This window comes from Stenotrophomonas maltophilia (assembly GCF_006970445.1).
Taxonomy (GTDB): domain Bacteria; phylum Pseudomonadota; class Gammaproteobacteria; order Xanthomonadales; family Xanthomonadaceae; genus Stenotrophomonas; species Stenotrophomonas maltophilia_AU.
Genome location: NZ_CP033877.1, coordinates 2219014 through 2240921 on the forward strand (window position 1 = coordinate 2219014; position 21908 = coordinate 2240921).

The 21908-nt window shown below is 63.5% G+C and carries 17 protein-coding genes and 1 pseudogene; 8 read left to right on the forward strand and 10 right to left on the reverse strand.

Going from position 1 to position 21908, the window contains the following annotated elements; translation table 11 throughout:
• Nucleotide 1: 1 nt before the first annotated feature.
• Genes EGM71_RS10260 through EGM71_RS10270 form a run of 3 tightly spaced genes read right to left on the reverse strand, consistent with a single transcriptional unit; the run spans nucleotide 2 to nucleotide 5095 of the window.
• Nucleotides 2-2401, reverse strand: a complete 2400-nt coding sequence (locus EGM71_RS10260; protein ID WP_188489634.1) for a hybrid sensor histidine kinase/response regulator — start codon at nucleotides 2399-2401, stop codon at nucleotides 2-4.
• Nucleotides 2394-2861, reverse strand: coding sequence for a response regulator (locus tag EGM71_RS10265; RefSeq protein WP_014037185.1), 468 nt, complete (start codon nucleotides 2859-2861; stop codon nucleotides 2394-2396). Before EGM71_RS10265 ends, EGM71_RS10260 begins: the two co-directional genes overlap by 8 nt.
• Nucleotides 2858-5095, reverse strand: coding sequence for an ATP-binding protein (locus EGM71_RS10270; protein ID WP_188489636.1), 2238 nt, complete (start codon nucleotides 5093-5095; stop codon nucleotides 2858-2860). Before EGM71_RS10270 ends, EGM71_RS10265 begins: the two co-directional genes overlap by 4 nt.
• Before the next feature lie 252 nt (nucleotides 5096-5347).
• Here EGM71_RS10270 and EGM71_RS10275 point away from each other — a divergent pair, with 252 nt between their 5' ends.
• Nucleotides 5348-5650, forward strand: coding sequence for a hypothetical protein (locus EGM71_RS10275; protein WP_188489638.1), 303 nt, complete (start codon nucleotides 5348-5350; stop codon nucleotides 5648-5650).
• 7 nt (nucleotides 5651-5657) lie between these two features.
• On the opposite strand, the gene EGM71_RS10280 is transcribed toward EGM71_RS10275, so the two are convergent.
• Together EGM71_RS10280 and EGM71_RS10285 are read right to left on the reverse strand one after the other, a co-directional pair.
• A complete protein-coding gene (locus EGM71_RS10280) occupies nucleotides 5658-6143 on the reverse strand; it encodes a TspO/MBR family protein (RefSeq protein ID WP_188489640.1) in 486 nt (161 codons plus the stop codon).
• Nucleotides 6144-6214: 71 nt separating this feature from the next.
• Nucleotides 6215-8410 (reverse strand): hypothetical protein, encoded by a 2196-nt coding sequence (locus EGM71_RS10285; RefSeq protein ID WP_188489642.1) that lies wholly within the window; start codon nucleotides 8408-8410, stop codon nucleotides 6215-6217.
• 133 nt (nucleotides 8411-8543) lie between these two features.
• Between EGM71_RS10285 and EGM71_RS10290 the strand changes: the two genes are divergently transcribed.
• Nucleotides 8544-9023: a GNAT family N-acetyltransferase gene (locus EGM71_RS10290; protein WP_188489644.1), complete on the forward strand. Its 480-nt coding sequence runs from the start codon at nucleotides 8544-8546 to the stop codon at nucleotides 9021-9023.
• A gap of 72 nt (nucleotides 9024-9095) precedes the next feature.
• Entirely contained in the window at nucleotides 9096-10412 is a 1317-nt protein-coding gene (locus EGM71_RS10295) for a glycoside hydrolase family 2 (RefSeq protein ID WP_188489646.1), read from the forward strand.
• 950 nt (nucleotides 10413-11362) lie between these two features.
• Here the strand turns inward: EGM71_RS10295 and EGM71_RS10300 are convergent.
• Both EGM71_RS10300 and EGM71_RS10305 read right to left on the reverse strand, forming a co-directional pair.
• Nucleotides 11363-11905 (reverse strand): hypothetical protein, encoded by a 543-nt coding sequence (locus tag EGM71_RS10300; protein WP_188489648.1) that lies wholly within the window; start codon nucleotides 11903-11905, stop codon nucleotides 11363-11365.
• Nucleotides 11892-16262 carry an RHS repeat-associated core domain-containing protein gene (locus EGM71_RS10305; protein ID WP_188489650.1) on the reverse strand — a complete coding sequence of 1457 codons (4371 nt, stop codon included), beginning with the start codon at nucleotides 16260-16262 and terminating at the stop codon, nucleotides 11892-11894. The genes EGM71_RS10300 and EGM71_RS10305 overlap by 14 nt, the downstream gene beginning before the upstream one ends.
• Before the next feature lie 225 nt (nucleotides 16263-16487).
• Between EGM71_RS10305 and EGM71_RS10310 the strand changes: the two genes are divergently transcribed.
• Complete coding sequence (locus EGM71_RS10310) at nucleotides 16488-17243, forward strand: hypothetical protein (RefSeq protein WP_188489652.1); 756 nt, start codon at nucleotides 16488-16490, stop codon at nucleotides 17241-17243.
• A 127-nt stretch (nucleotides 17244-17370) separates the two neighbouring features.
• Here EGM71_RS10310 and EGM71_RS10315 read toward each other — a convergent pair whose 3' ends face one another.
• Nucleotides 17371-18171: a hypothetical protein gene (locus EGM71_RS10315; protein WP_188489654.1), complete on the reverse strand. Its 801-nt coding sequence runs from the start codon at nucleotides 18169-18171 to the stop codon at nucleotides 17371-17373.
• A gap of 246 nt (nucleotides 18172-18417) precedes the next feature.
• On the opposite strand from EGM71_RS10315, the pseudogene EGM71_RS10320 reads away from it, so the two are divergent.
• The 3 genes and pseudogenes from EGM71_RS10320 to EGM71_RS10330 form a co-directional block, all read left to right on the forward strand.
• Nucleotides 18418-18597, forward strand: a pseudogene (locus tag EGM71_RS10320) (hypothetical protein); the annotation flags it as partial.
• Nucleotides 18598-19053: 456 nt separating this feature from the next.
• Nucleotides 19054-19410, forward strand: coding sequence for a hypothetical protein (locus EGM71_RS10325; protein ID WP_188489656.1), 357 nt, complete (start codon nucleotides 19054-19056; stop codon nucleotides 19408-19410).
• 18 nt (nucleotides 19411-19428) lie between these two features.
• On the forward strand, nucleotides 19429-19881 hold the full coding sequence (locus EGM71_RS10330; RefSeq protein ID WP_223224568.1) for a hypothetical protein: 453 nt from the start codon (nucleotides 19429-19431) through the stop codon (nucleotides 19879-19881).
• Nucleotides 19882-19909: 28 nt separating this feature from the next.
• On the opposite strand, the gene EGM71_RS10335 is transcribed toward EGM71_RS10330, so the two are convergent.
• Together EGM71_RS10335 and EGM71_RS10340 are read right to left on the reverse strand one after the other, a co-directional pair.
• Entirely contained in the window at nucleotides 19910-20278 is a 369-nt protein-coding gene (locus EGM71_RS10335; protein WP_188489660.1) for a hypothetical protein, read from the reverse strand.
• A 56-nt stretch (nucleotides 20279-20334) separates the two neighbouring features.
• The gene (locus EGM71_RS10340) at nucleotides 20335-21231 is read right to left on the reverse strand and encodes a LysR family transcriptional regulator (RefSeq protein WP_188489663.1); all 897 of its coding nucleotides are present in this window, start codon (nucleotides 21229-21231) and stop codon (nucleotides 20335-20337) included.
• Nucleotides 21232-21397: 166 nt separating this feature from the next.
• Here EGM71_RS10340 and EGM71_RS10345 point away from each other — a divergent pair, with 166 nt between their 5' ends.
• Complete coding sequence (locus EGM71_RS10345; protein ID WP_164117654.1) at nucleotides 21398-21847, forward strand: multidrug/biocide efflux PACE transporter; 450 nt, start codon at nucleotides 21398-21400, stop codon at nucleotides 21845-21847.
• Nucleotides 21848-21908 lie beyond the last annotated feature (61 nt).

Genomic DNA, 21908 nt, shown 5'->3' on the forward strand with positions numbered 1-21908 from the left:
CTCAGTGCGCGGCACCTTCCAGCGCGGTACGCACGGCCTGGGCCAGGTCGCTACGGGTAAACGGCTTGGGCAGCAGCGCGGCTGCCCGGCCTTGGCTGCCCACCTGGTCGTGGTCGCGTGGATACCCCGAAGTGAACAGCACGGCGACTTCCGGCCAGCGTTCCCGCACTTCACGCACCAGCTCCCAACCCGACATGCCGGGCATCACCACGTCCGAGAACAGCAGGTCCACCCGGGTGTCGGGACGTTCCAGCAGCCGCAGCGCGGAGGGGCCGTCGTGCGCTTCCAGCACGCGATAGCCGAGCAGGCGCAGGGCATCAACGGTGTGCGCACGCACATCATCGTTGTCCTCGGCCACCAGGATGGTTTCCTCGCGCGGCGAGTAGCCCGCCAGGCCTGTCTGAGGCGCGCTTGCCGCGCAGGGCAGGGCCAGCGCGGAACGCGGGAACATCATGGTGATGCTGGTGCCGCCACCTTCCACTGAATCGATCAGCACATGGCCGCCGGACTGCTTGACGAAGCCGTGCACCATCGACAGGCCCAGGCCGGTGCCGCGGCCGACCTGCTTGGTGGTGAAGAAGGGCTCGAACACGCGCGCGAGGGTGGTCGCATCCATGCCGTGGCCGTTGTCGCGGACCCGCAGCATCACGTATTCGCCAGGCGCTGCATCGGGGAACAAGGCGGCGTAGTCGTGGTCGAGATGGCTGTTGTCGACCTCGATCACCAGCCGGCCACCGTGGGGCATGGCGTCGCGGGCGTTGACGGCCAGGTTGAGCACCGAAGCCTCCAGCTGGCTGACGTCGATCTCGACGCACCAGACGTCTGCAGCGGCGCGGATTTCCAGCTGCACCAGCTCGCCCAACGCACGCTGCAGCATGTCATGCATGTCCAGCAGGCGGTCGTTGAGGTTGGCGGCCTGGCTGTGCAGCGGCTGGCGCCGGGCAAATGCCAGCAGGCGCTGGGTCAGGCTGGCGGCACGGCCCACGCCCTTGAGGGCGTTGTCCAACGCACGGCCGACCATGGCGCCCGGCTCGCCGGCACGTTCGCTCAGTAGCATGGCGTGTTCGACGTTGCCGGAAATCACCGTCAGGATATTGTTGAAATCGTGGGCGATGCCGCCGGTGAGCTGGCCCACCGCTTCAATCTTCTGTGACTGGCGCAGTGCATGCTCGGCCTGCAGGCGGGCGGTGGTTTCCACGGCCTCCGCCACCACCGCCGTCACCGCGCCTTCGGCATCCAATAGCGGACGGAACGAGAAATCGTAGCTGCGGCGGCCGGTGGGCAGCTCCAGATCCAGTGCATGCAGCGAGCTGTGCCCCTTCGCGGCAGCGGCAACGGCCTGGTCCACCAGGGTGCCGACGTCGCCGCTGGTGGCGAACCACAGCGATTGGCCATAGCGCTGACCCACCACATCGGGCTTGTCGGCCAGTACGGCAGCCAACGAGGCGATATTGGCGTCGACCACGCGACCGCCCTGGTCCAGCAGCACCTGATGCTGGAAGCTGGATTCGAAGATGGCCTGCAAGCGCCGCTTGCTGGCCCGAAGCTCGGCGGTACGCGCCTGAACCTGCTGCTCGAGCAGCTGGTTGTCTTCGCGCAGGGCGAGCTCGGCCTGCTTCAGCCCGGAGACGTCGCTGCCCAGGCAGATGTAGCCGACCACGGTGCCGTCGGCGCTTCGCTCCGGCACACAGTCCATCTGCACGAATCGTGATTCGCCACTGCGGTGGGCCAGTTCCACCTGGAAGCGGGTGCGCTCACCCTGCAGCACCCGTTCGATGCTGGGCAGGGCATGTTCGAAGGCGGAAATGCCACTGACATCGCGCGCCGTACGGCCCAGCAGTTCGGCCAGGCTGACGCCGTGCCAGTCCAGGAAGGCCTTGTTGGCAAAGCGGTAACGATGCTCCCTGTCGAGCTGGGCGATCAGTGCCGGTACGGCATCGGTCACCTGCTGCAGCTGGGCCTGGCTGTCGTTCAGCGCGGCCTGCGCATTGGCCAGCTGGGTGCGCTCGTGCGCCTCCTGGCGGGCGCGGCGAATCGCATCCGGCAGGCGTTGCAGGCGCTGCTTGACCACGTAGTCACGCGCGCCGCGGGTCAGGGCCTGTACCGCCAGCTCTTCGGTAAGCGTGCCGGAGACAAAGATGAAGGGCGTCTGCGGGATGCGCTCACGGGCCAGTGCCAGCGCGGCGTCGCCATCGAATCCCGGCAGCACATGATCGGCCAGGATGACATCGAAGGCGCGATTCTCGATCGCCTCGATGAAGGCATTGCGGGTCCAAAGGCGCTCGGCCTCGAAGTCGAGGCCGGCCCGTTGCAGTTGTGCGGTGATCAGCTCCGCATCAAGCGCACTGTCCTCCAGCATGAGGATGCGCAGGCGCTCGCTGCGGCGCGATCCATCACGCATTGTGCTGCCCCGAGCCGTTGGGGCGATGCGGCGGCGGCTGGTTGGTGATGCCCCAGAACATGCCCAGGCCCTGGATGGCGTCGAAGAACTCCTTGAAGTCCACCGGCTTGACCACGAATGCGTTGACGCCCAGTTCGTAACTGCGCACCAGATCCTGCTCTTCGCGGGAGGAGGTCAGCATCACCACCGGCGTGCTGCTCAGGTTCGAATCGCCACGGACCTGCTCCAGCACCTCCAGGCCGTTCACCTTGGGCAGCTTCAGGTCCAGCAACACCACCACCGGGCCGCCGTGGTTGGCGCCAGCGAATTTGCCTTCGCAGCGCAGGTAGTCCAGCGCTTCGGCGCCGTCGCGTACATGGATGACATCGTTCAGCAACTGGCAACGCGACAACGCCGCCAGCGTCAGCTCTGCATCCTTGGGGCTGTCCTCTACCAGGAGGATCGGCCGCAGGTCCCTCATGGGTGATCTCCTGTGGAACGGGGTAGGGTGAAGTGGATCGTGGCGCCCTTGCCGGGTTCGCCCTCGGCCCAGGTGCGGCCGCCATGGCGGCCGACGATGCGGCGGACATTGGCCAGGCCGATGCCGGTGCCTTCAAATTCCTCGACGTGGTGCAGGCGCTGGAACACGCCGAACAGCTTGTCCACGTAGCGCATGTCGAAGCCACAGCCGTTGTCGCGCACGAAGAAGTGGTCCTCTTCCTCGAGGCGCTCATGGCCGATCTCGATCGCTGCCTGCTCGCGTTCACGCGTGAATTTGACGGCGTTGGCCAGCAGGTTCTGCCAGACCAGGCGCATCATTGTCGGGTCGGCCTGCACCTCCGGCAGTGGCGCCAGTGTCCACTGCACGTCGCGAGCTGCGTAGTCCAGGGCCAGGCTCCGGCGCACATCTTCGGCCAGAGCGGCCATGTCCAGCCGTACCCGGCCAAGCGTGGAACGGCCCATCTGCGAGAAGCTCAGCAGGTCGTCCACCAGTGTCCCAGCGGATTTGGCCGACTCCACGATCGTATCCAGGAAGCGGCGCTCGGTATCGTTGAGGCGTTCGCCGGCCGAGCTTCCCAACAGCTCCGAGTAACCAACGATGTGGCGGAAGGGCGCACGCAGGTCGTGGCTGACCGAATAGGAAAACGCTTCGAGTTCCTTGTTGCTGCGGACCAGCTGCTCGTTGAGCTCCGCCATTTCCTCGGCCTTGCGCAGCACGATGTCGACGATGGCGGTGCGCATCTCGTGGGCGGCATCGCGGTCGGCGTCGTTCCACGGCAGGCTGCGCTGCTGAACGGTTTCCTTCCAGGCCTCGAAGGAGCTGCGCGGCGACAGTGCCACGTCGGGTGCCGCGGTCTTGCGTGGATCGCCGCCCCAGCGCACGGTACGCAGCACTTCGGGGCGGAACCACATCAGGTAGCTGTCATGCAGCTGCGAAATGGACACCGCCAGGACGCCGCTGGCCACGTCGGACAGGCGTGCGCCGGGCGCCCAGTCGGCCGCCAGGTGGTCACTGCAGTACGTCTCCTGCCCGGCCTGCTGTGCGGCCAGCCAATCGGCCAGGGCCAGCACGTCGGTTGCGGGCGGGCACTGGCCCACACGCATGCAGTCACCCTTGTGCACGATGGCGGCGCCTGCCGCGCCGGTCAGCGACAGCAGGCTGGCTTCATCGTGGCGCAGCGCAGCCATGAAATCCTCGTCGCCGGCCATGCGTGCCAGCAGCTTGACCAGCACCGAGCGGCGCGCCACGCGCTCTTCGATGGCGCGTGCACGCTCCTTCAGCGCGATCTGCAGCGACAGGATCTGGCCCATGAACTCACAGGCGGTGCGCACGTGGTAGGGCAGGCGGCGCGGCTGCACCGTGTGGCAGGACACCAGGCCCCATAGCTGGCCCTCATGTACCAGCGACACCGACATCGACGCACCGGTGCCCATGTTGCGCATGTACTGCAGGTGCACGGGCGAAACGCTGCGCAGCACGGCCAGGCTCAGGTCGGTGGCCGGCGCGTCGCGGTGTTCCTCGCTGCGCACCAGCGGGGCGGGGGAGTAGTTGTTGTCCGCGATCAGTCGCACCCGGTTGCGCCGATACAGCTCGCGGGCCTGGGCCGGAATGTCCGACTCGGGGAAGCGCAGGTCCAGGTAGGACGGCAACAGGCCGTTGCCATCCTCGGCGACCACGATGCCGTTCCAGCCGGCATCGAACTGGTAGACCAGGGTGCGGTCGAAGCCGGTCAGCCGGCGCATGTGCGCGGCCGCCAGCTGGCACAGATCTTCCACGGTGGTAGCCGATTCGATGCCGGTCATCAGTTCGCGGATCGACGGATACAGTTCTTCCAGCGAACCTGGCTGGCCGGGAACCGGTGCCTCCAGCTCGATCAGCAGATCGGTGGCGGAGCGATGCACCAGCAACTGATGCCGGCCGTGGCCATCCAGGTGCACAGCGCCGACATGGGCGCTGCTGCCGACCGTGGCCTGCTGGAACAGCGCCTGGAAGGGCGCCAGCACGCCGCCCAGTACTTCGCTGACATGCTGCATCAAGGGTTCGCCGAACTGCTGCAGCAACCCCGGCTGGCTGATGGCGCGCTCACGCACCCGCAGTGACTGTGGCTCCACTACCAGAAGCACGCCGTATGGCTGGATGGCACCGGGCGTGTGGATCGGTTCGCGCGCACAACGGGACTGGGTGGTGTCGTGCGTGGACTCGGCAGAAGGCATCAAGGGCGGGACTCATGATTCGTGGATGGCTGGAATGGCCCAGCGTTGCATCCGGTATGCATGGATGGTGAAGCAAAATCGTGCATTCGCCTACCAGCACGTGCGCGTGAAGAACGTTTCATTCAAACCTGAATTCTTCATCTGAACATTCCAACAGCACTTGCATGTTTCGCGAAAGGTACATGCGCGCTGCACGCGCGCTCGACACCGACTTGCCTAGGGTGAACGCACATTCCTGAGTGACCACGTCCCGTGAACCTGCAGACCTTGCCTTCAACGCCATACCGCATGCTTGCCGACAGCTGCCAGTTCGAGTTGCTGGATGTGGATGCGTTGCAGGACCCGGCCAGTGGACGCCTCCTCCACCTCTACTCGCTGGTTGCACGGTGCATGAGCTGCCAAACGGTGTTCAAGGCCGAGGAAGGGCAGGGACTGGTCAGCCATACCTCCGCACGCGTGGTGCGATGCCCCACGGGTTGTGGCCAGCAGGCGTTCAAGCCGGCGTTGCTGCGTGCATGGCAGCCGCAGCGCGTCGCACAGGCCTGCGAGCCCTGATGCCGGCTCACAGCAACCCGGGATTGGCGCGCCACACCGCGAAGTTCAGCGCCGAGGCGAACGATATCCAGGCCAGGTAAGGCAGCAGCATCACCGCCGCGCCGCGATGGAGGCGGGCGAAGGCAATGATCGTTGCGCACACCAGCGTGATCAGTACCAGGATGTCAACGAAGGCCAGCGCGCCCAGTTTCCAGCCGAAGAACAGCCAGCTCCAGAGGGCATTGACGGCCAGCTGCACCAGATAGAGCACCAAGGCCGGCTGTGCGTTGCGCCAGCCGCGTTCGCGCCAGACCAGCCACGCCGCAATGGCCATCATCGCGTAGAGCAGACTCCACACCGGGCCAAACACGCTGGCAGGCGGTGCCCACGCGGGCAGGGCGAGGGTGGCGTAGAAGCTGGCGGCGGATGTCGATGCCCACGCGCCGACTGCCGCCGCCGCAAAAGTGACCACACCCCATCCCAGAAGACCCGCAACCTGTGAACGCCGTTTCATTCCGTGCCGCTCCATCCTGCGTTTATCCATTCATACGAACGGAAGCGGCAATTGGATGCAGCCCTGGGCGATCAGTCTGAAGAACCCGCGGTGCTTCCACTTTCGCCAGCCGGCAACAGCGAAGGGCGTTGATCGAACCATTCACGCGCGTTGGCCAGATGCCACTGCCGCTGTTCGCCATCAAGCTCGATGCCCGCGCCCAGCAGCCCCCAACGCAGGTAGAGATCGCCACGCTTGCGCTGCTCCAGAAGATCCAGCCGCGCACGTACCGTCAGGCGATCATTCTCGGCCCGCAGGCCATCGATCAGCAGATGACCTGGGCGCCAGCGCAACGTGGCCTGTGCATCGACCTGGCCGGAGTCGAGCAGCGACAGCGTCCAGCGCGGATAGTCGGTGCGCTTGGCGAACACCGCCAGCAAGGGGCGCGCGTCGCTCAGGATCAGATCGGTGGTAGCGTCCACCTGGAACGGGGACTGCGCGTCGATGCGGCCCCGCTTGAACACAGCACGGCCTTTCCACGCGCTGCTGGAATCGGTGCCCGCCACCTGCACATTGCGCAGCTCCACGGTGGTGCCGGACAGATCGAAATGGCGCTGGTTGAAGTCCCCGCGGCGAAGCGTCGCGTTCACGTCGACATCGCCGCCCATGTCCAGGCCCGCCACCTTGGCGCTGGCATTGCGGCCCAGCAGCCGCGCGGTGCCGTGGCCGACGCGGCCATCGGTGTCGAGCGTGGCGTCGCCGCTGAGGCTGCCGGTGCCACGCAGCAGGTGCACCTGTTGAGACCCAAGGTAGCGGTTGTAGGCGGCCAGGTCCGGGATGGTCGCTTGGCTGAAGCGCAACCGCGCACGAACGCCCTTGCGCAGTTCCTGCAGGCGGCCATCGCCGGTGAGGTCCACGGCCAGGTCACGCCCGTCGAACAGCCGCACGTCCTGGGCATCGCTGGGCCGCGCGGTGAAGCGGGGCAGCCGGATGGCCAGCTGTGCCTGAGTGGGGCTGCCGGCCTTCAGCTCGCCATGCGCGCTGGCGGTACCGGCCAGGCGCACGCCGGCCACTGTGGCCACCGCCGCGGCGGAGGGAATGTCCACGGTGCTGCCTTCGATCAGTTCGCCATTGCGCAGGCGCAGATCGGCCTTCAGCGTGCCGCCGCCGTCGAGCTGCAGCCATGGTTTGCGCACGAACAGGGCAGGGATCCAGTTGAGCGAGGTGAAGGCCCATTCGCCTCGCACGGTACCGGAGCTGCGCTCCAGCAGCTGGGCAGGGTGCTGGAACGGAATCTCGCGCCCGGTGATGTGCAGGTCGGCATCGATGCCGGCGGCCGAATCCGGACGTGGCGGCAGGCGGGCCTGCAGGCGCAGGTCGTTGGCCACATTGAGCTGCAGGGCCAGCACACCGCGATTGGGCGCGCCATCGCCGAGGAACAGCGGCACCTGCCAGAGTGCGTGGTCACCGGGTTGCAGCTGGCCGTCGATCATGTGAACGGCCAGTTGCAGGCGGCCGGGCACCGGCGAGCTGGAGACGCGCGGCGTCTGCACGTCCGTATCCATGCGCAGGCCCTGGCTGCGCGCATCCACCTCAAGTTGCGCATGCAGCAGCTTCAACTTGGCAAGACCGGGCGCCTGGTCGCGATAGTGCCGCGGATAGCTGAAGCGCGCGGTCAGATCCATGTCGCCCAGCAACTGCACGCCGTCATAACTGGTGTCTGCCTTGCTGAACGAGACCTCGGAATCGAACAGTTCCGATGGGCCGCCGCGCAGCTGCTTGAGGAACCCGACCGTGCCCTGGCCCTTGCCGATGATCAGCAGCTTGCCGAGCCGGGCACTGCGAATGCTGTCGCTGTGGATGGCGTCGAAACGCAGGGTCCAGCCCTGGTCGCTACGCGGCGGTGACGGAATGGCGTCCTCGACGCGACTGATCTCGGCCGACACGCCAGTGGCCTGCAATCGCGGAACCCGCACTTCGCGGCGGAACAGGGGCAGGACCGCCAAGCGAGCGCTGGCACGTTCGGCGTGCAGTACGTAGACGGTATGGTTGACGTGGCCGCGCATATGCACGTTCCAGGCAATGACGTGGCCCGGCAGCAGCGTGATGGCCGGGCCGGTCGTCATCACGAACTTGTGCGGCTTGCGGTTGGTGACCTGGTCGAACAGCGGGGTGTTGAGGAAGATGTTGCCGGCCAGCAGGTAGAGAACGTATACGCCCAACAGGATGTAGCCAGCGACGCGCCATCGGCGGAGCCGGTGCGGGATGCGCGCGGAAGTAGGGGGCATGTACTGCTCTAAGGACCGGAATTCACTCAACTATTGCCGAACCGATGGCGGTGGCGCGTGAAGCGGGTACGGGACGCTTGCTGGATTCTGCTAGTGTCCGCCTTGCCCACTACGCCGATCCGCGAGGAATCGCATGGAAATCCGAGCTGCCACCGACGGTGACTTCGACGCCATGTGGGCGATTTTCAAGGCGGCCATTGCGATGGAGGATTCGCTTCCGTTCGCCGGCACCTTCGAGGCCGGCACCTTTCGGAGCCATTGGTTCGGAGTGCAGGCGGCCTTTGTGGCCGTTCTGGAAGGGCGCGTGGTCGGAATGTACAAGATGGGCGCCAACTACCCGGACCTGGGGGCGCATGTGGCCAGCGCCACCTACGTGGTCGATCCGCTGACGCAAGGGCGTGGCATCGGGCGGGCGCTGGTGGAAGACAGCCTGGTCCGGGCCAGATCGGAGGGGTTCCTGGCCATGCAGTTCAATTACGTGGTCAGCACCAATGCGCCAGCGGTTGAGCTGTACCGGAAGCTGGGCTTTGCCGTGGTCGGGTCGCTACCGGCGGCGTTCCAGCATCAGAAGCTGGGAATGGTTGATGTGTATGTGATGCACCGGTTCCTGTAGGACCAGGTGGGGCAGAGGCGGCCTATCCATGCAGCAAGAATCCTTGGCGACTGCCATGGCAGAGGACCCGAAATGACTGCGACGACGAAATTCCCGTTCCTTGCACCATCGGGGCAACGCACGTTCGTCATAGGCATCCTGGTGCTCACCTTGGTGGCTTGGATATGCACCGGCGCCGTCCTTGCCATCGGCGGTCGGCCTGATCCATCCAGGCTCCGCGCTGTGGCACCCCCGATTGACGGGCCATGGAAATTTCATGTCGGTGACGATCCGCGCTGGGCGGGTGTCTCAGTGGATGATTCGTCCTGGGAAACACTCGACCTGAGCGCGCCGGCCAGCAGCATCGACGGCGACGTGGGGCTGCCCAACTATGTCGGCGGATGGATGGCACACGGTCACGCCGGGTACCAGGGATATGCCTGGTACCGGCGCTCGCTTGTGATTCCAGAGGGCGACCGCGGGTGGGACATTCTGGGGCCTACCGCCGTGGAGGATGGCTACGAGCTGTACTGGAACGGCAAGCGCCTGGGCGGCTCAGGCAGGCTAGGGGAGTCGCCTCGTGTCGTGGGTACGCGGCCGATGATCTTTTCGTTGCCCGCCGATGCGGCAGGCACGCAGGGCGTGATCGCCATAAGAGTATTCATGCAGCCCGGCAGTGCTTCCGGCTCTGCGAGCGGCGGCATCCACGTGGCCCCGACACTTGCTCCGCAGCCAGAAAGCCGTGAGCTGTATCGCGTGCAATGGTGGCGTACCGTCGCGGGCTACATTGTTGAAGTGGTCGAGCCGCTTGCGATGGCCATGGTGATCGTGTTGGCGCTGTCGCTAAGGCCGCTCAGCAGCCACCAGTCGTTCATCGCCTTCGTTTGCGTCGCGCTTCTGCTCTCTGCCGTGAAGCGGCTCGATAACGCGATCGTCTCCTGGACGGATCTGCTCAGCCTTCCTGCCTACACATGGTTGAACAATGTGCTGTGGATGCCGCTCAGCCTGGCGGCATGGGCGCTGGCGTGGAATCGCTGGGTGCTGCCACCTTCGCGGGCGATCGATGCTGGCGCCCTTGTTCTGGCAGCGCTGGGGGTTGCGGGAGGCGTCACAGGCGCCGTCTCGGCCACTCAGGTCTTCCGCCTCGGCACACTCGCGCTGCTCGTGCTTGTTGCCGCGCGGATAGCCCGCAATGGGCCAATGCGCGGCATGGCACTGACCGTGCTGCTGGTGATCGCCGTGTCGCAGTACACGGGTGAACTCGGTTCGGTCGGGGTTCCAACGATCTGGTTCCCGTTTGGGATTGGCGTGACGCTGACCCAGTATGTGTACGGAATCTCTGTCCCGTTGCTGGCGGTGTTGATTGTGCGGACGGTCACGGCGGCTGAAGCGGTTCCTGGGAGGCGGTAGTGAAACGGGGGCGGGTGACAGGGGGCCAGCGGTGTGGCCACATTGATCACGAGGGCTGGCCAGATTCCGATGACGCACGATCAGGGTCCATGCCAGACCAGGAGCCTGGGGGCTGGCTAGGGGTCGTACAGGCCCTGAAGCTCTAGAACATAATATACATTATGCGAAATTATGTATCGAGCGTGTGGAGCCATGCGACATGGCCTGGTGGTCCCTGACCTGCAACATTGCACGCGAATGGCGGCTGATGATGGCTGAGGCGGCTCCCCGGGCTGCAACTGCCCGGAAGGCGTCAACTACGGCGAAATCTAGTGTTATCTACCTAGCCGAAGCGCTCAGAATTCGCCGAGAACGGCGGTTCCGCGTGGGCGCCCCCAGTTCCGGCGCTGGGGCGTCCAATGTTGTCTACATGAGCCGTGGGCCGAGGCCCCGCCAGCGCGTGTAAAGCGCCCCCCGCAGGGGCGCTGCCCCTACACCCCGATTCATCGGTAACCAGCTAGGCCGTAGTCGACCATCACGCGCCGTCCATCCGGAAGAACGCCTGCATCAGCACTCTTCAACTCGTAGGGCGTGGCGTCTCCAACAAAGTGCGGCCAATCGTCTGATTCGAACCATGCGTCGAATTCACTGTCCGACATACTGCGTGCGCGAGGCATTACAACCAGTAATGGCCCAGGTGACGACCACAGTATGGGACAAAGGTTCGGGTAGCGCTGTTCCTTCCAAGCATCGACCTCGGCTTGATTGCAGCGTAGTCCTTGTGTGACCCGACGCAGACGGGACACGCGGGGGAACTTGACGGCGTATCGTCCTATGAGCAGTACGATACGGGAGGAACCTCTACACAAAGAAGGTCTTCCGAGTGCCACGATCTATCCCTCCCGACAACGTAGCCAATCGCCTTTGGCATTAAGAGCCAGGCGACCCATGCGCCAGGTCGAGAACTTCACTTAAGAGATATTTTGATTCGCAAACCCCACGATCCAATCAGGCCTCAATTCCGCAACGACCGTTATTATTTGCTCAATGAAATCCACGGGCTGCGCGTCCAAAGTCCCACCAACATTCATCTGCATAAAGAATTCTCTGATGAATGGTGCCGTATACTTTGTTCTGAAGCTCCAGCCATTCTCAAGGTTTACATCAAACTCTCTCGATAAGCATCGCTTCGACCAAGAAATCACTGGCACCGAGAAGCCATCTCCCATCAACTTTCCGTCGATCATCAATACAAGGCTACGGGAATAATCTGGCGTCCCATGCGAAGCATCCAGATGCCACGAGAGGAATGCCATTGGCACGTATATGGACCCAGACCTCCCCTCCCCTACAACGCCTCGTAGAGGAAGCGCCCCCGAAGAAGAAGCGGACTCGGATACCACAAGAACGCCATCTTCATTGATCTTCGCTGCGCGCCTTTTCCCGACGCTTTGATAGTCAATAAGATAGAACTCGCTATCGAGAGAGCCTTCCACCATTTTAATTGCAGTCACATTCCCTCCCCGCTGCAGTGACAGCGCTGTTTGCCGCCTTGGCCGAACCAGCACCAACCAAGCCGAGCGTCCACGGAAAACTTGTGTTCCCAGATCGCGCAATGGCTCGGGCAGCGTCGCCCCCATTCTTCGCCAGTATTTCCTGTGCTCCGGGATAGCCGAACCTGTTACTGATCTTCGGCAAAAGAGTATCCAGTGGGCGGCCACGATAGTAGGACTTCAGAGCATTTCTCGCCGCCACTGTCTGTTCCAAAGACAAGCCTGCCCTCGGAAGCTGACCAACCTTATATACATAGCTGACGCGTCCCACCGGCACCACTAATCCCGCAGCAATTCCTGCCCACTCGGAACCTCGATAGCTGCTCGAGCACTTGTTCACGCTGCCGATGCCTGCCCAGTCCCTGAAGTCGGAGGTCAGGCCTCCACTGATACCGTCACCCAAACCCGCTGCTCCGTCAACCAGCCAATCCGGCAAATTAGGCAAATCCGCTGCTTCGAAAAGTCCCAATGGATCGCTGATTCCGATAGGACTTAAGTTTACGTAGCCGTAGCTGGAGATCCCCCCCATCAGCCCAATCGGATCACTCTGCGAATACCGCCCCACCGCCGGGTCATACTCGCGCTGGTAGTTGTAGAACAACCCACTCGCATCCGTCGCCTGCTGGCCTGGGAAGCGCAGCGCAAGCCCGAACGCTACACCATCGCCATCCGGATCTGCGCTCGGAATCTGGTTACCGAACGCCTCGCTCTTGTTGCTCCACTCCCAGATCGCCACATCGCGCGCCGGGTCGATCACCACACGCGGCGTACCCAGATGGTCCGGCTGGATGTAGGCCAACTCCGGCACACCTGTGCTTGGCACATTGATCAGTGCCATCGGGTAGTTGTCCAGCCAGATGGCCTGCTGCTGCGCCTGGCCCGTGGCCGAATAGTTGCCCAGCCATTGCCCGGCCTCATCGTACAGCGTGATCTGAGCTGCGCCACCGGCTGGAGTACGCAGCACGCGCTCGCCGCGATGGTTGTAACCGTAGCTTTCCAGCACGGCATTGCCCTGCTTCACCGCGTTCATGCGGTTGGCATCGTTGTAGGTGAGCGTCTTGCCGCCGATGCTGGTGGTGTTGCCCGCCGCGTCATGGTTGCGCGCTTCGCCGTCCACCGCAGTCAGGCGGTGGCTGGCTGCGGGATAGGTGTAGCTGGCGGTGCCTGCCGAGGTGGTCAGCGCGGTCCGATTGCCGGTGGCGTCATACGCATAGCTTTCAATCGGCGTGCCGGTCGCGCCGTCCTGGGTCTGGGTCAGGCGACCCAGCGCGTCGTAGGCGTAATTGGCCAGCACCGTCGAGCCTGTGCCGTTCTTCAGCTCGGTGATCGAACCGACCGGGTCATAGCCATAGCCCAGCGACAGGCCGCCCGCGGCCGGGTCGTGCACCGCCTGCGGGCGATAGTCCAGGTCCAGCGGACGCTGCAGCTGGCGGCCATTGCCATAAGTCCAGCCCGTCGCCGGGCCGAAGGCCGCGTAGGTCACGCTGTTCACCACGATCTGGCGGGCCTGGCCGGGCCGGGTCAGTCCGATCTGGCTGATGCGCCCTTGGGTATCGCGCACGTAGTCGGCCACGCTGCCATCGGGGTAGGTCAACGCAGTCAGACGGCCCGACTTGCTGTAGGCGTAGCGCAGCGTGCTGGCGACACCATTGATCGTCTGCACTTTACGGGTGACCTGGCCGAAGCGGTCATGGCAGTACTGGGTGCTGCCATTGGCGTGCAGCACCTGCCCCAGGCGCCCCTTGGCAAAGCGCTCGTCGGCGGTACACGCGGCAGGCGCCACGTCGTAGCTGTAGCCCACGTCCAGATTGGGGTCCGGGTAGGCGATGCCGATCAGGCGGTTGAGTGCATCGTAGTGATAGGTGGCGGTGACGCCACGCGCATCGGTGGCCGTCTTGCGGTTGCCGGCGGCATCCACGGTGAAGCTGCTGGCGCCAGTGTCCGGGCTGACCTGTCCAGTCAGGTCACCGAAACCGTTGTAGGCGTAGGTGGTATGCAGGCCCTTCGGGTCGGTGACCTGGGTGACCTGGTCCAGCGCGTTGTACTGGCTGCGGATCTCCGCTGCCACGCCATCGACATCCTGCAATGTGCTGGCCAGGCGATTGAGCGGATCATACCCGAGCTGGGTTCTTCGACCGAGCGCATCGGTAACCTGGGTGGCGTTGCCATTGGCATCGTAGCCAATGTCGGTGGGGTCACCGCTGGAGGTAGCCATTGTTGTCAGCTGGCCGAGCTGGTCGTAGATGCGCGAAAGTGTGTGTGTGAGTGCGCCGCTGGCATCGAGCGTGTCCTCTGTCACCCGATTGCCCGCATTGTCGAGGGTGTACTGCCGCGTGTTGCCGGCATTGTCGGCAATGCTTGTAAGCCGCTTGGCCGCATCATAGGTGAACACAACAAAGGCGCCGTCTGGTTGGGTCGCCTGCTTGACGAGGCCGTTGGGCCAATATTCAAAGCGCGTGATCTGATCATCGGCCTGGCTCGATTCATCAGGTCCTCGAACGATGCGGGTGGTGAGCCAGCCACGTGGGTGATAACCGTAATCGGTGACTACGCCGTTGGCGTCTCGCATCGAGAGTACTCGGCCTGCACCGTCGTAGGCCAAGTACTCGGTGATGTGCCCCAGTGCATTGCTGATCTTCCATAGATCCCCCTTCCTATGCGAGCAAGTGGTGGGGGTGCCGGAACAGGCCGCGTCATCGGAGGCGTAATATTGATAGGTCGTAAGCTCCGCAACATCGCCGCGGGGGCCTTTGATCGAAGTCAGCAAGCCCACGAATGGGCAGTTTCCCGCGTTGACGTCGGCCTGCTCGCAATAGGTCGTGGTGGTGGTCCGAGCCAAGCTGGAAGCGGGATCGTGCGACGTTGCGCCTACTACTTGCCCGCGGGCGTTGTATGCCCATGTCCAGCGTTCGACCTGCACGTTCGCTGCATCGTAGATGCGGCGCTCGATGGGCACCCGGAACTGGGGGTGCCAGTCAGTCTGTATGGTGCGCCTGTAGCCTTGGGTGTCGTTGGAGGCGCTGATCTGCTGGGTCAGCAGGCCCCGGGCATCATAGTCCTCGTCGGTGGTAACCCCGTTGAAGTCCGTCAGGACGTCGGGATAGCCATTGGCGTCGTAGCTGCGCTGGCTGATCTGCGAGCCGCCGCACTGACTGCATAGCTGGTCAATCGACGTTTGCTTGGCGCGGCCCAGGGCAAGAGTGTAGGCATAGGTGGTGGTGTTGCCCAGCGCATTGGTAACCTGTGATTGTTGTGAGCCATAGGACACTGACACCCGATCGATCGGGCTGTCCAAGCCGCCATGCCAGCTTGCAACGGCGCGACCCTGGGTGTCGTACTCCCAATTCGCAAAGGTCTGGCCGGTTTCATCCACGATTCCCGTCAACAGCAGGGGGTCGTCGCTGTCAGTGTAGGCATAGCCGACGGTGGAGAACGTCGCGCTTGCTCCTTCCGTGGTGTCATACCTCACCCGGCTGAGGTTCTGCTGGGTGTAGATGTACTTGACGGTGCGCCCATCTGGACGAGTTACCGTACTCAGGCGTCCGGAGGAGTAACTCATGCTCAAGCGGCGCCCTCGCCTATCGGTGACGTCCCGCAATGCGCCGGCCGAGGTGTAGCGCAGGCTCAGCACATCGCCGTCAACATAGCTTATGCGTACCAACTTGCCATCGAGATTGAACTGGTAACGGATATCGTCGTCACCAGTGACCTCCCATCCGGTTTGCGCGCCATTCTGTTTCACCACCTTCAAGCGCTCACGCACGTCCGCGTCGGGTAACCAGACATCCTGGTCTTGGCCGACAAAGCGATAGCTGTCGCCGCTGGGCAGGTTCAGCCGGCGCACCAGTACTGCCCCCTCGTCGGCAGTGGCCAGCGAAATCTGGAAGCTGTGACGCCAGCGCGGCCCCAGCTCGATGCCGGGATTGCTGTCGATGGACAGGCTGTTGTAATGACGTTGCAACGATAGGTGGCCAGACGCGTCCGACACATCCGTTTCGCTCTGAACCTTGATGCCCAGCAGTGCATTGATCGGATTACCCACCTGCGTGGAGCCGGTGGTCACGTCGCACTGGTTGTTCTTGCCAGGATCCCAAGGCGGCAGCACCACGCCGCCGCAGTACTCGTCGACGATCCGCGGGTTTTCGCAGTGGTAGGTCCCGAGACCGAACAGGGCGTTTGACGCATCATCCCGGCACGATTGTGACCCGGGGCTCGCGCCTGCCTCCTGGTACAGCTCCACACATTCGGTGGGAACTTCAGCCCATGCCGGTCCTGCGGCCAAGCAAGCGAAGACACCCATCCATGCAATTCGACCCATCCTGTGGTCTCCCGGCAATCCATTAAAGCGGCCGAACCCGCATCAACGCGGCATCCTTCCGGCGTCGGTCACCGCCGCATCAGCAGCCAGTGAGTGCGGCCGAGTCTAGTTTGCTCCGGGCGGTCATACGTTATGGTCATGTGAGGGTCATTCGGGTGATTACCCGTTTTCACGCCGCCCTTCGCCCCCTATAGTGCCAACCCTCACAAGGACGAGGCGGCACACATGCCCTATATCGGAATCGGACTCCACGTACTGGCGGCCATCTACTTTGCGGTGCACGCCATCCGCTCGGGCCAGAGCCTCTACTGGCTCATCCTGCTCTTCTCGTTCCCGCTGCTCGGCAGCGTCGTCTACTTCTTGGCGATCTACTTTCCGGAAGTCCGTCACTCGCGCGGCGCCCGACAGGTCGTCCGCTCCGCCAAGCAGCTCATGGACCCGGGCCAGGACCTGCGCAACGCTCGCGCGGAACTGGCGCGCACACCCACCGTGCAGAATCGGGTTCGCCTGGGCATGACGCTGCTGGATGCTGGCCAGGCCGAGGAAGCCAGCACCCTGCTCGATCAGGCGGCCAGCTCGCCGCTGGGCGACGATCCCTACATTCTTACCGGCCTTGCCCGTGCTCGCCTCGAGTCCGGGCACGCCGCACTTGCAGTCGAGACGCTGGACGGCCTCTTCGCCCGTCATCCGGATGTGCGCCGCAAGCCAGAACAGACCCTCCTCTATGCGCAGGCATTGGCCGCCACCCGGTCGCCCGACGCCCGCGCCGCATTCGAGCGCGCCGTGGAATGTGGAAGCGATGCGGCCGCCCGCTGCCTCTTCGCCGAGTGGCTGATGGCGCAACCGCAGCCTGCCGACCGTGAGCAGGCCCGCAGCCTGTTCGCCAGCATCATCGACGATGCCCAGCATTGGTCGCGCCATGCGCGCAGCCACAATGCCGCGTGGCTGGAGCGGACCAAGGTCGCGTTGAAGGGCTACTGACGCATGGCGGCCTTTGGCAATCCTGTCGCATCCGCTTCGATCACAGCCTCGCCGGGTGGATGTAATCTCATGCGCGCGAACTCCACGCGTTGGAGCGGCGCCTGGCAAGGCGCTCACTCCGCAGGTTCTACGCCCTGGGGCCGTGCTTGATCTGGAGTCGGGTGGAGAAGCACTGAAGACTCTTGTTCTCCACTAGCACTCTGTCGAGCTGTATACGATCGGAGGAATTGCTCTCCCCAACCTGCTTGATGAACTCCTTGTCACTTCTGGCTAGACAGCCCTTAGATGGGTTTGTGTCGTATGTGTACCCAACGTACAGCTTCGCGGCTGCATTTCTTTCTAGGAATTTAAGCATAGTGCGAGTGCAGCTCTCGCAAGGGATGCGCTCCGTCGCAATAACGACCATCAGGTCTTGCGGGAGGAAGTTGGCTTCAAGCATTGCATCAACAAGGTTGATGAGTATGTGTTCTGAATCGGATGACCTATTCAACCTTTCGCATGCAATGGTCTCGGTGATGACGTTGCACTCATTCAAATTTTCGCCGAGTGAAACGTAGATCTTCCCCGTGTCGAAGATGTCATCCTCATCGCTCCACCCTCCTCCATGCACCTTCGTGGCAATACGGCAGTCAAGCGGTGCCCCCTGCGAGCATTGCTCGCGTTGATACCCCCTCACTTCAGCGCCGATAGCGAAGCTTGGCGAGATTAATGTATTGCTAATTACTTCCAGCGTTGATCCGTTGATAATCACGCAGGTTGCCAGGTTTCCGGGCACTTGATCTCGATCAGCCGTGTAGCGTGGCGCGCCCTCGCGATTGTCCTTCTTCATCTCCGAGATGCAGTAGATTTCTACATCTCTGTATTTATCAAGGTGGTTGTAGCACTGCAAGTAGGCGGCCAGTAGGCTCTCCTTTAATTCATTAATCACCTCTCAGCTCCTTGATTGGGTGGTGCACTATACTAGTACCTACGAGTGCTCCCGTGCTGCGACTATCCGTCATGGCCCCAGTTCACTCTCGCCGCCCGACTTTGCATGACACCATCGACGCCAACTGGGGCGTTGGACGCAAGCGGCCGCCAAGAGTTTATTTCGGCGCTGAGGGCGCAGGTGGCGGCGTTGCTCAATCTCCTGCGTTCGTCGCGACGTGCTTGCCTAGAGTCTGCACGACCTACAGCGGCTGCCCGCTGCCTGTACGCCGTATGGCTGATGACACAGCCGCAGCCCGATGATCGCGAGCAAGCCCGCAGCCTGTTCGCCAGCATCATCGATGATGCCCAGCACTGGTCGCGGCACGCGCGCAGCCACAACTCCACATGGCTGGAGCGGACCAAGGTCGCGTTGAAGGGCTACTGACGCCTGCCAGCCCTTGGTAATCCTGTCGCATCCGCCTCGCTCATGGCTCCGCCGGGCGGATGCCGACACTCGTCAGGCGTGCGCCGCCAACATCGACAACAGCCTTGCGGAACAAGGCTCCGGACTCATTGAGCCGTATGCAACGATTCTGAAAATGTTGAATGTGGTGACGGCATCGGCCTTACTGCATTGGCATCGCGCACAGCCGGGCGTATTCCTCTCCGTGCCACCGAAAACAGGTGGCCGGGATTCGAAACCCCGGTAGTTCGCTGAAGTAAACGCTTGCCAGCCGGCATCACCTGTGTGATGCCGGCTGGCAATCCGTCGGCCGGCTATGGCGGGCGGTGCGTGGGGGCCTTGTGCCCACCGGGCCAAGTCGCGTACCGGATTTCGAGCCACGCACCGTCCGCCACCTTTATCGGTGGCGGCTTCTGCATGCACGCAAGGAGCCCAGCCATGACCCAGCCCCACTCCCCTGCCCAGCAGCCGATCCACGACGCGCCCGCCAACGGCCCCGCGCTGGATCCGAATACGCTCATCGCCCTGCTGCACAGCATCGGCGCCGGTGCCGCCTCCGACGGTCAGCCCTGGCCAGAGCGCCATCAGATGCCCGGCCGACGCATCGCCCTGGCGGATACCGATTGCTCGCTGGCCGGCCTTCGCGTGGTGCTGGAGATCCTGCTGGCCGCACAGCGTGCCCGCGAGAACGGCGAGTTGGAGCAATACGTCGGCCCCCGCGTGATGGAGGGGCTGATCATGGCCGGGCTGGGTCTGGTGGCGTACGCCAGCACACGGGTACGCCCGGACGGCTGAGTGACGCGGCATCGCTGGGTGGCCACCGCGCTCTGTCTCGTCGCGGTGGTTGCGGCACAGGCGCAGTGGCCGGCGCCACCGGTGCCCTCGCCTGTCGGGTTCCAAAGCATCAACGGCGATCGATTTTCACAACTGCGCCGCCAGGCGATGCAGTTCGTGGATTCTCGGCCACGACAGGGCTTCCAGTTCGTCGTGCGGCAACGAGATGCCGAGTTCCAGGTTCATTGCGGAGGCGTGCCGGTGCTGTGGCTGGAGAGGCGCTCGCAACATCTGCTGTTGCGGGTCTCACTGGACGCGAAGCAGCGGGCGCCCGCCGTTCTTCAGCTTCGTGCGTTGCTTCAATGGCAGCTGCAACCGTTGGGCCACTTCGAGCAGGTGCTGGCTGGCGTGCCGGAGCCTATTCTGTTGGATCGGGTGCTGCAGATGTTCGCTGGCGAGGTGCCTGATGGAGTGCGGTGTGGCAGGCAGTAGTTGAGCATGGCTCGACCCTTCTCCTCGGCTAGCGGTAAGGCTCGAAAGTCATTCCGCCATCGGGACCGCCCTCGACGATGTACTTCCCGCCTCCTCCGCGAATATTGGAGCCGCCATAGGGAAGCGGCATGAGCTGCACAACCACTCTTGAGCCCTCCAGGTAGACGATTGCCTTGTAGTTATCAATATCCGCCAAGTGGCGATCCAGCCCAGTAGTGCCATGTGCTTGTGCCTTCAGCCTCTGACCAAAGTCCTGATGGGCCCTGGAGAAGGCAGAAATCACAATCGGCCCTGAGGTCTGAGTTGCCTCTGACCCAAGCGCGGCAAACGGGAGCAGCGCCACTCCGAGTCCGACCGCGACAGCCAGGCCACAGCACTTTCGAATCAATCCATTCATGATATGCCCCTCCCTCCGTGGCTGCATGATCCCTTCCTGCGCGCGCCCTGTGCGGCCTACTTTGCCGCCCGCTGGCGCCCGGTCGTGCCACTGAGCCAGGTTTGCTTGAGAAAATCCCGCACGGCCTGGAAGCGCGGGGTGTCATACAGCGACCGGTGCGTCCACAGCCACACTTCCTTGCTCAGCGCCGGCGCATCGCGCACGCGGATCAACCCGCCCACATGCTGGGCAACCGCGCATTCTATGACGCCCAATCCGGCTCCTGAGGTGACCCCATCGAGCACCCCAACAGAATAGTTGCAGCGAAGCCAAGGGCGGTTTGCACCGGGCAACGAACGCATCCAGCGCTCCACCTCAAATTCCACGCGCGGCTCATCCAGACCCACGAATTCCAGCTCATGCCATGCCTGGCTGGCAATCTCTGCCTGCCGCCGCGCAGCGTAGGCCTGATTGGCGTACAGCGCATAATTCATCTGCCCTACGCGGTCGCCGCGCAGATCACCTGTGTCAGGCGGGCCGTAGCGCAGCAGGGCATCGGCCTCGCGGCGGGCCAGGTTGTAAGGCTCGCGCGAGGTGAGCACCTCCACATCCAGCGAAGGGTGCTGGCGGTTCAAACCGGGTAGCAGCGTAATCAGCATGAAGCTGGCCCACTCATCGGCGTTGATGCGCACTGTGCCCACCAGCTCCCGGGGCGTATCAACCTGGCGAGCGATCTCGTCGGCGGCCTCCTCCATCTGCTCCGCCAGTGCAAACACGCGCTGCCCCAGGTCCGTGGGAACGCAGCCGGTTGAAGTGCGCTCTACCACTTTGCCACCCAGTCGCTCCTCCAGCGCATCCAGCCGGCGCGATAGCGTGGCCGTGCTCATGCGAGCCGCCTTCGCCGCCTCGCGCAGGGTGCCGCCGCGGATCACGGCCAACAGCACGATCAGGTTGTCCCAGGGAAAGTGTTTCATATCTGAAACGGCGGCCTGCGTTATTGGTGGTTTTGCTTCATTTTTGAAGCTTATATCATGGCGCCCGGGCACATTACGAGCGTGGATCGCCGCTCTGCCCCACCCCCTCTCGATTCGCTCTTACATCCGCTCGGCACTGCCGGCGGTGAACATCAGGTGTTGCAGCATGAATTCCAAAAAGACCCTCTGGGACCGCCTCCTCCACGCCGTCCTCTTCGAAGCCATTGCTCTGTGCCTGTGCGCTCCGGTGATGTCTTACCTGCTGGGCAAATCGCTGTTTGAAACCGGCGTGCTGACGGTCGCTCTGGCGACGTGCGCGATGCTCTGGAACATGATCTATAACGCGCTGTTCGAGCGGGTGGAGAAGAAGATCGGGTTCAAGCGAACCGTGCCGGTGCGGATTGCGCATGCGGTGGGGTTTGAAGGCGGCCTGGTGGTGGTTGTGGTGCTGCTTGCCGCGTGGTGGCTGTCCATCTCCTACTGGGACGCGTTCCTGCTGGAGTTGGGCCTGATTGCATTCTTCCTGCCTTACACCTATGTCTACAACCTGGTGTATGACAAGGTGCGGGAGCGGCTGCTGCAGCGGAATTTTGCGGATCGGGCAAAGCAGGCGTGAATCAAGGCCGGCGCATCTGGAGCGGAACGTTGCCCCGTCCTTGCAGACGGGGCAACGCGCT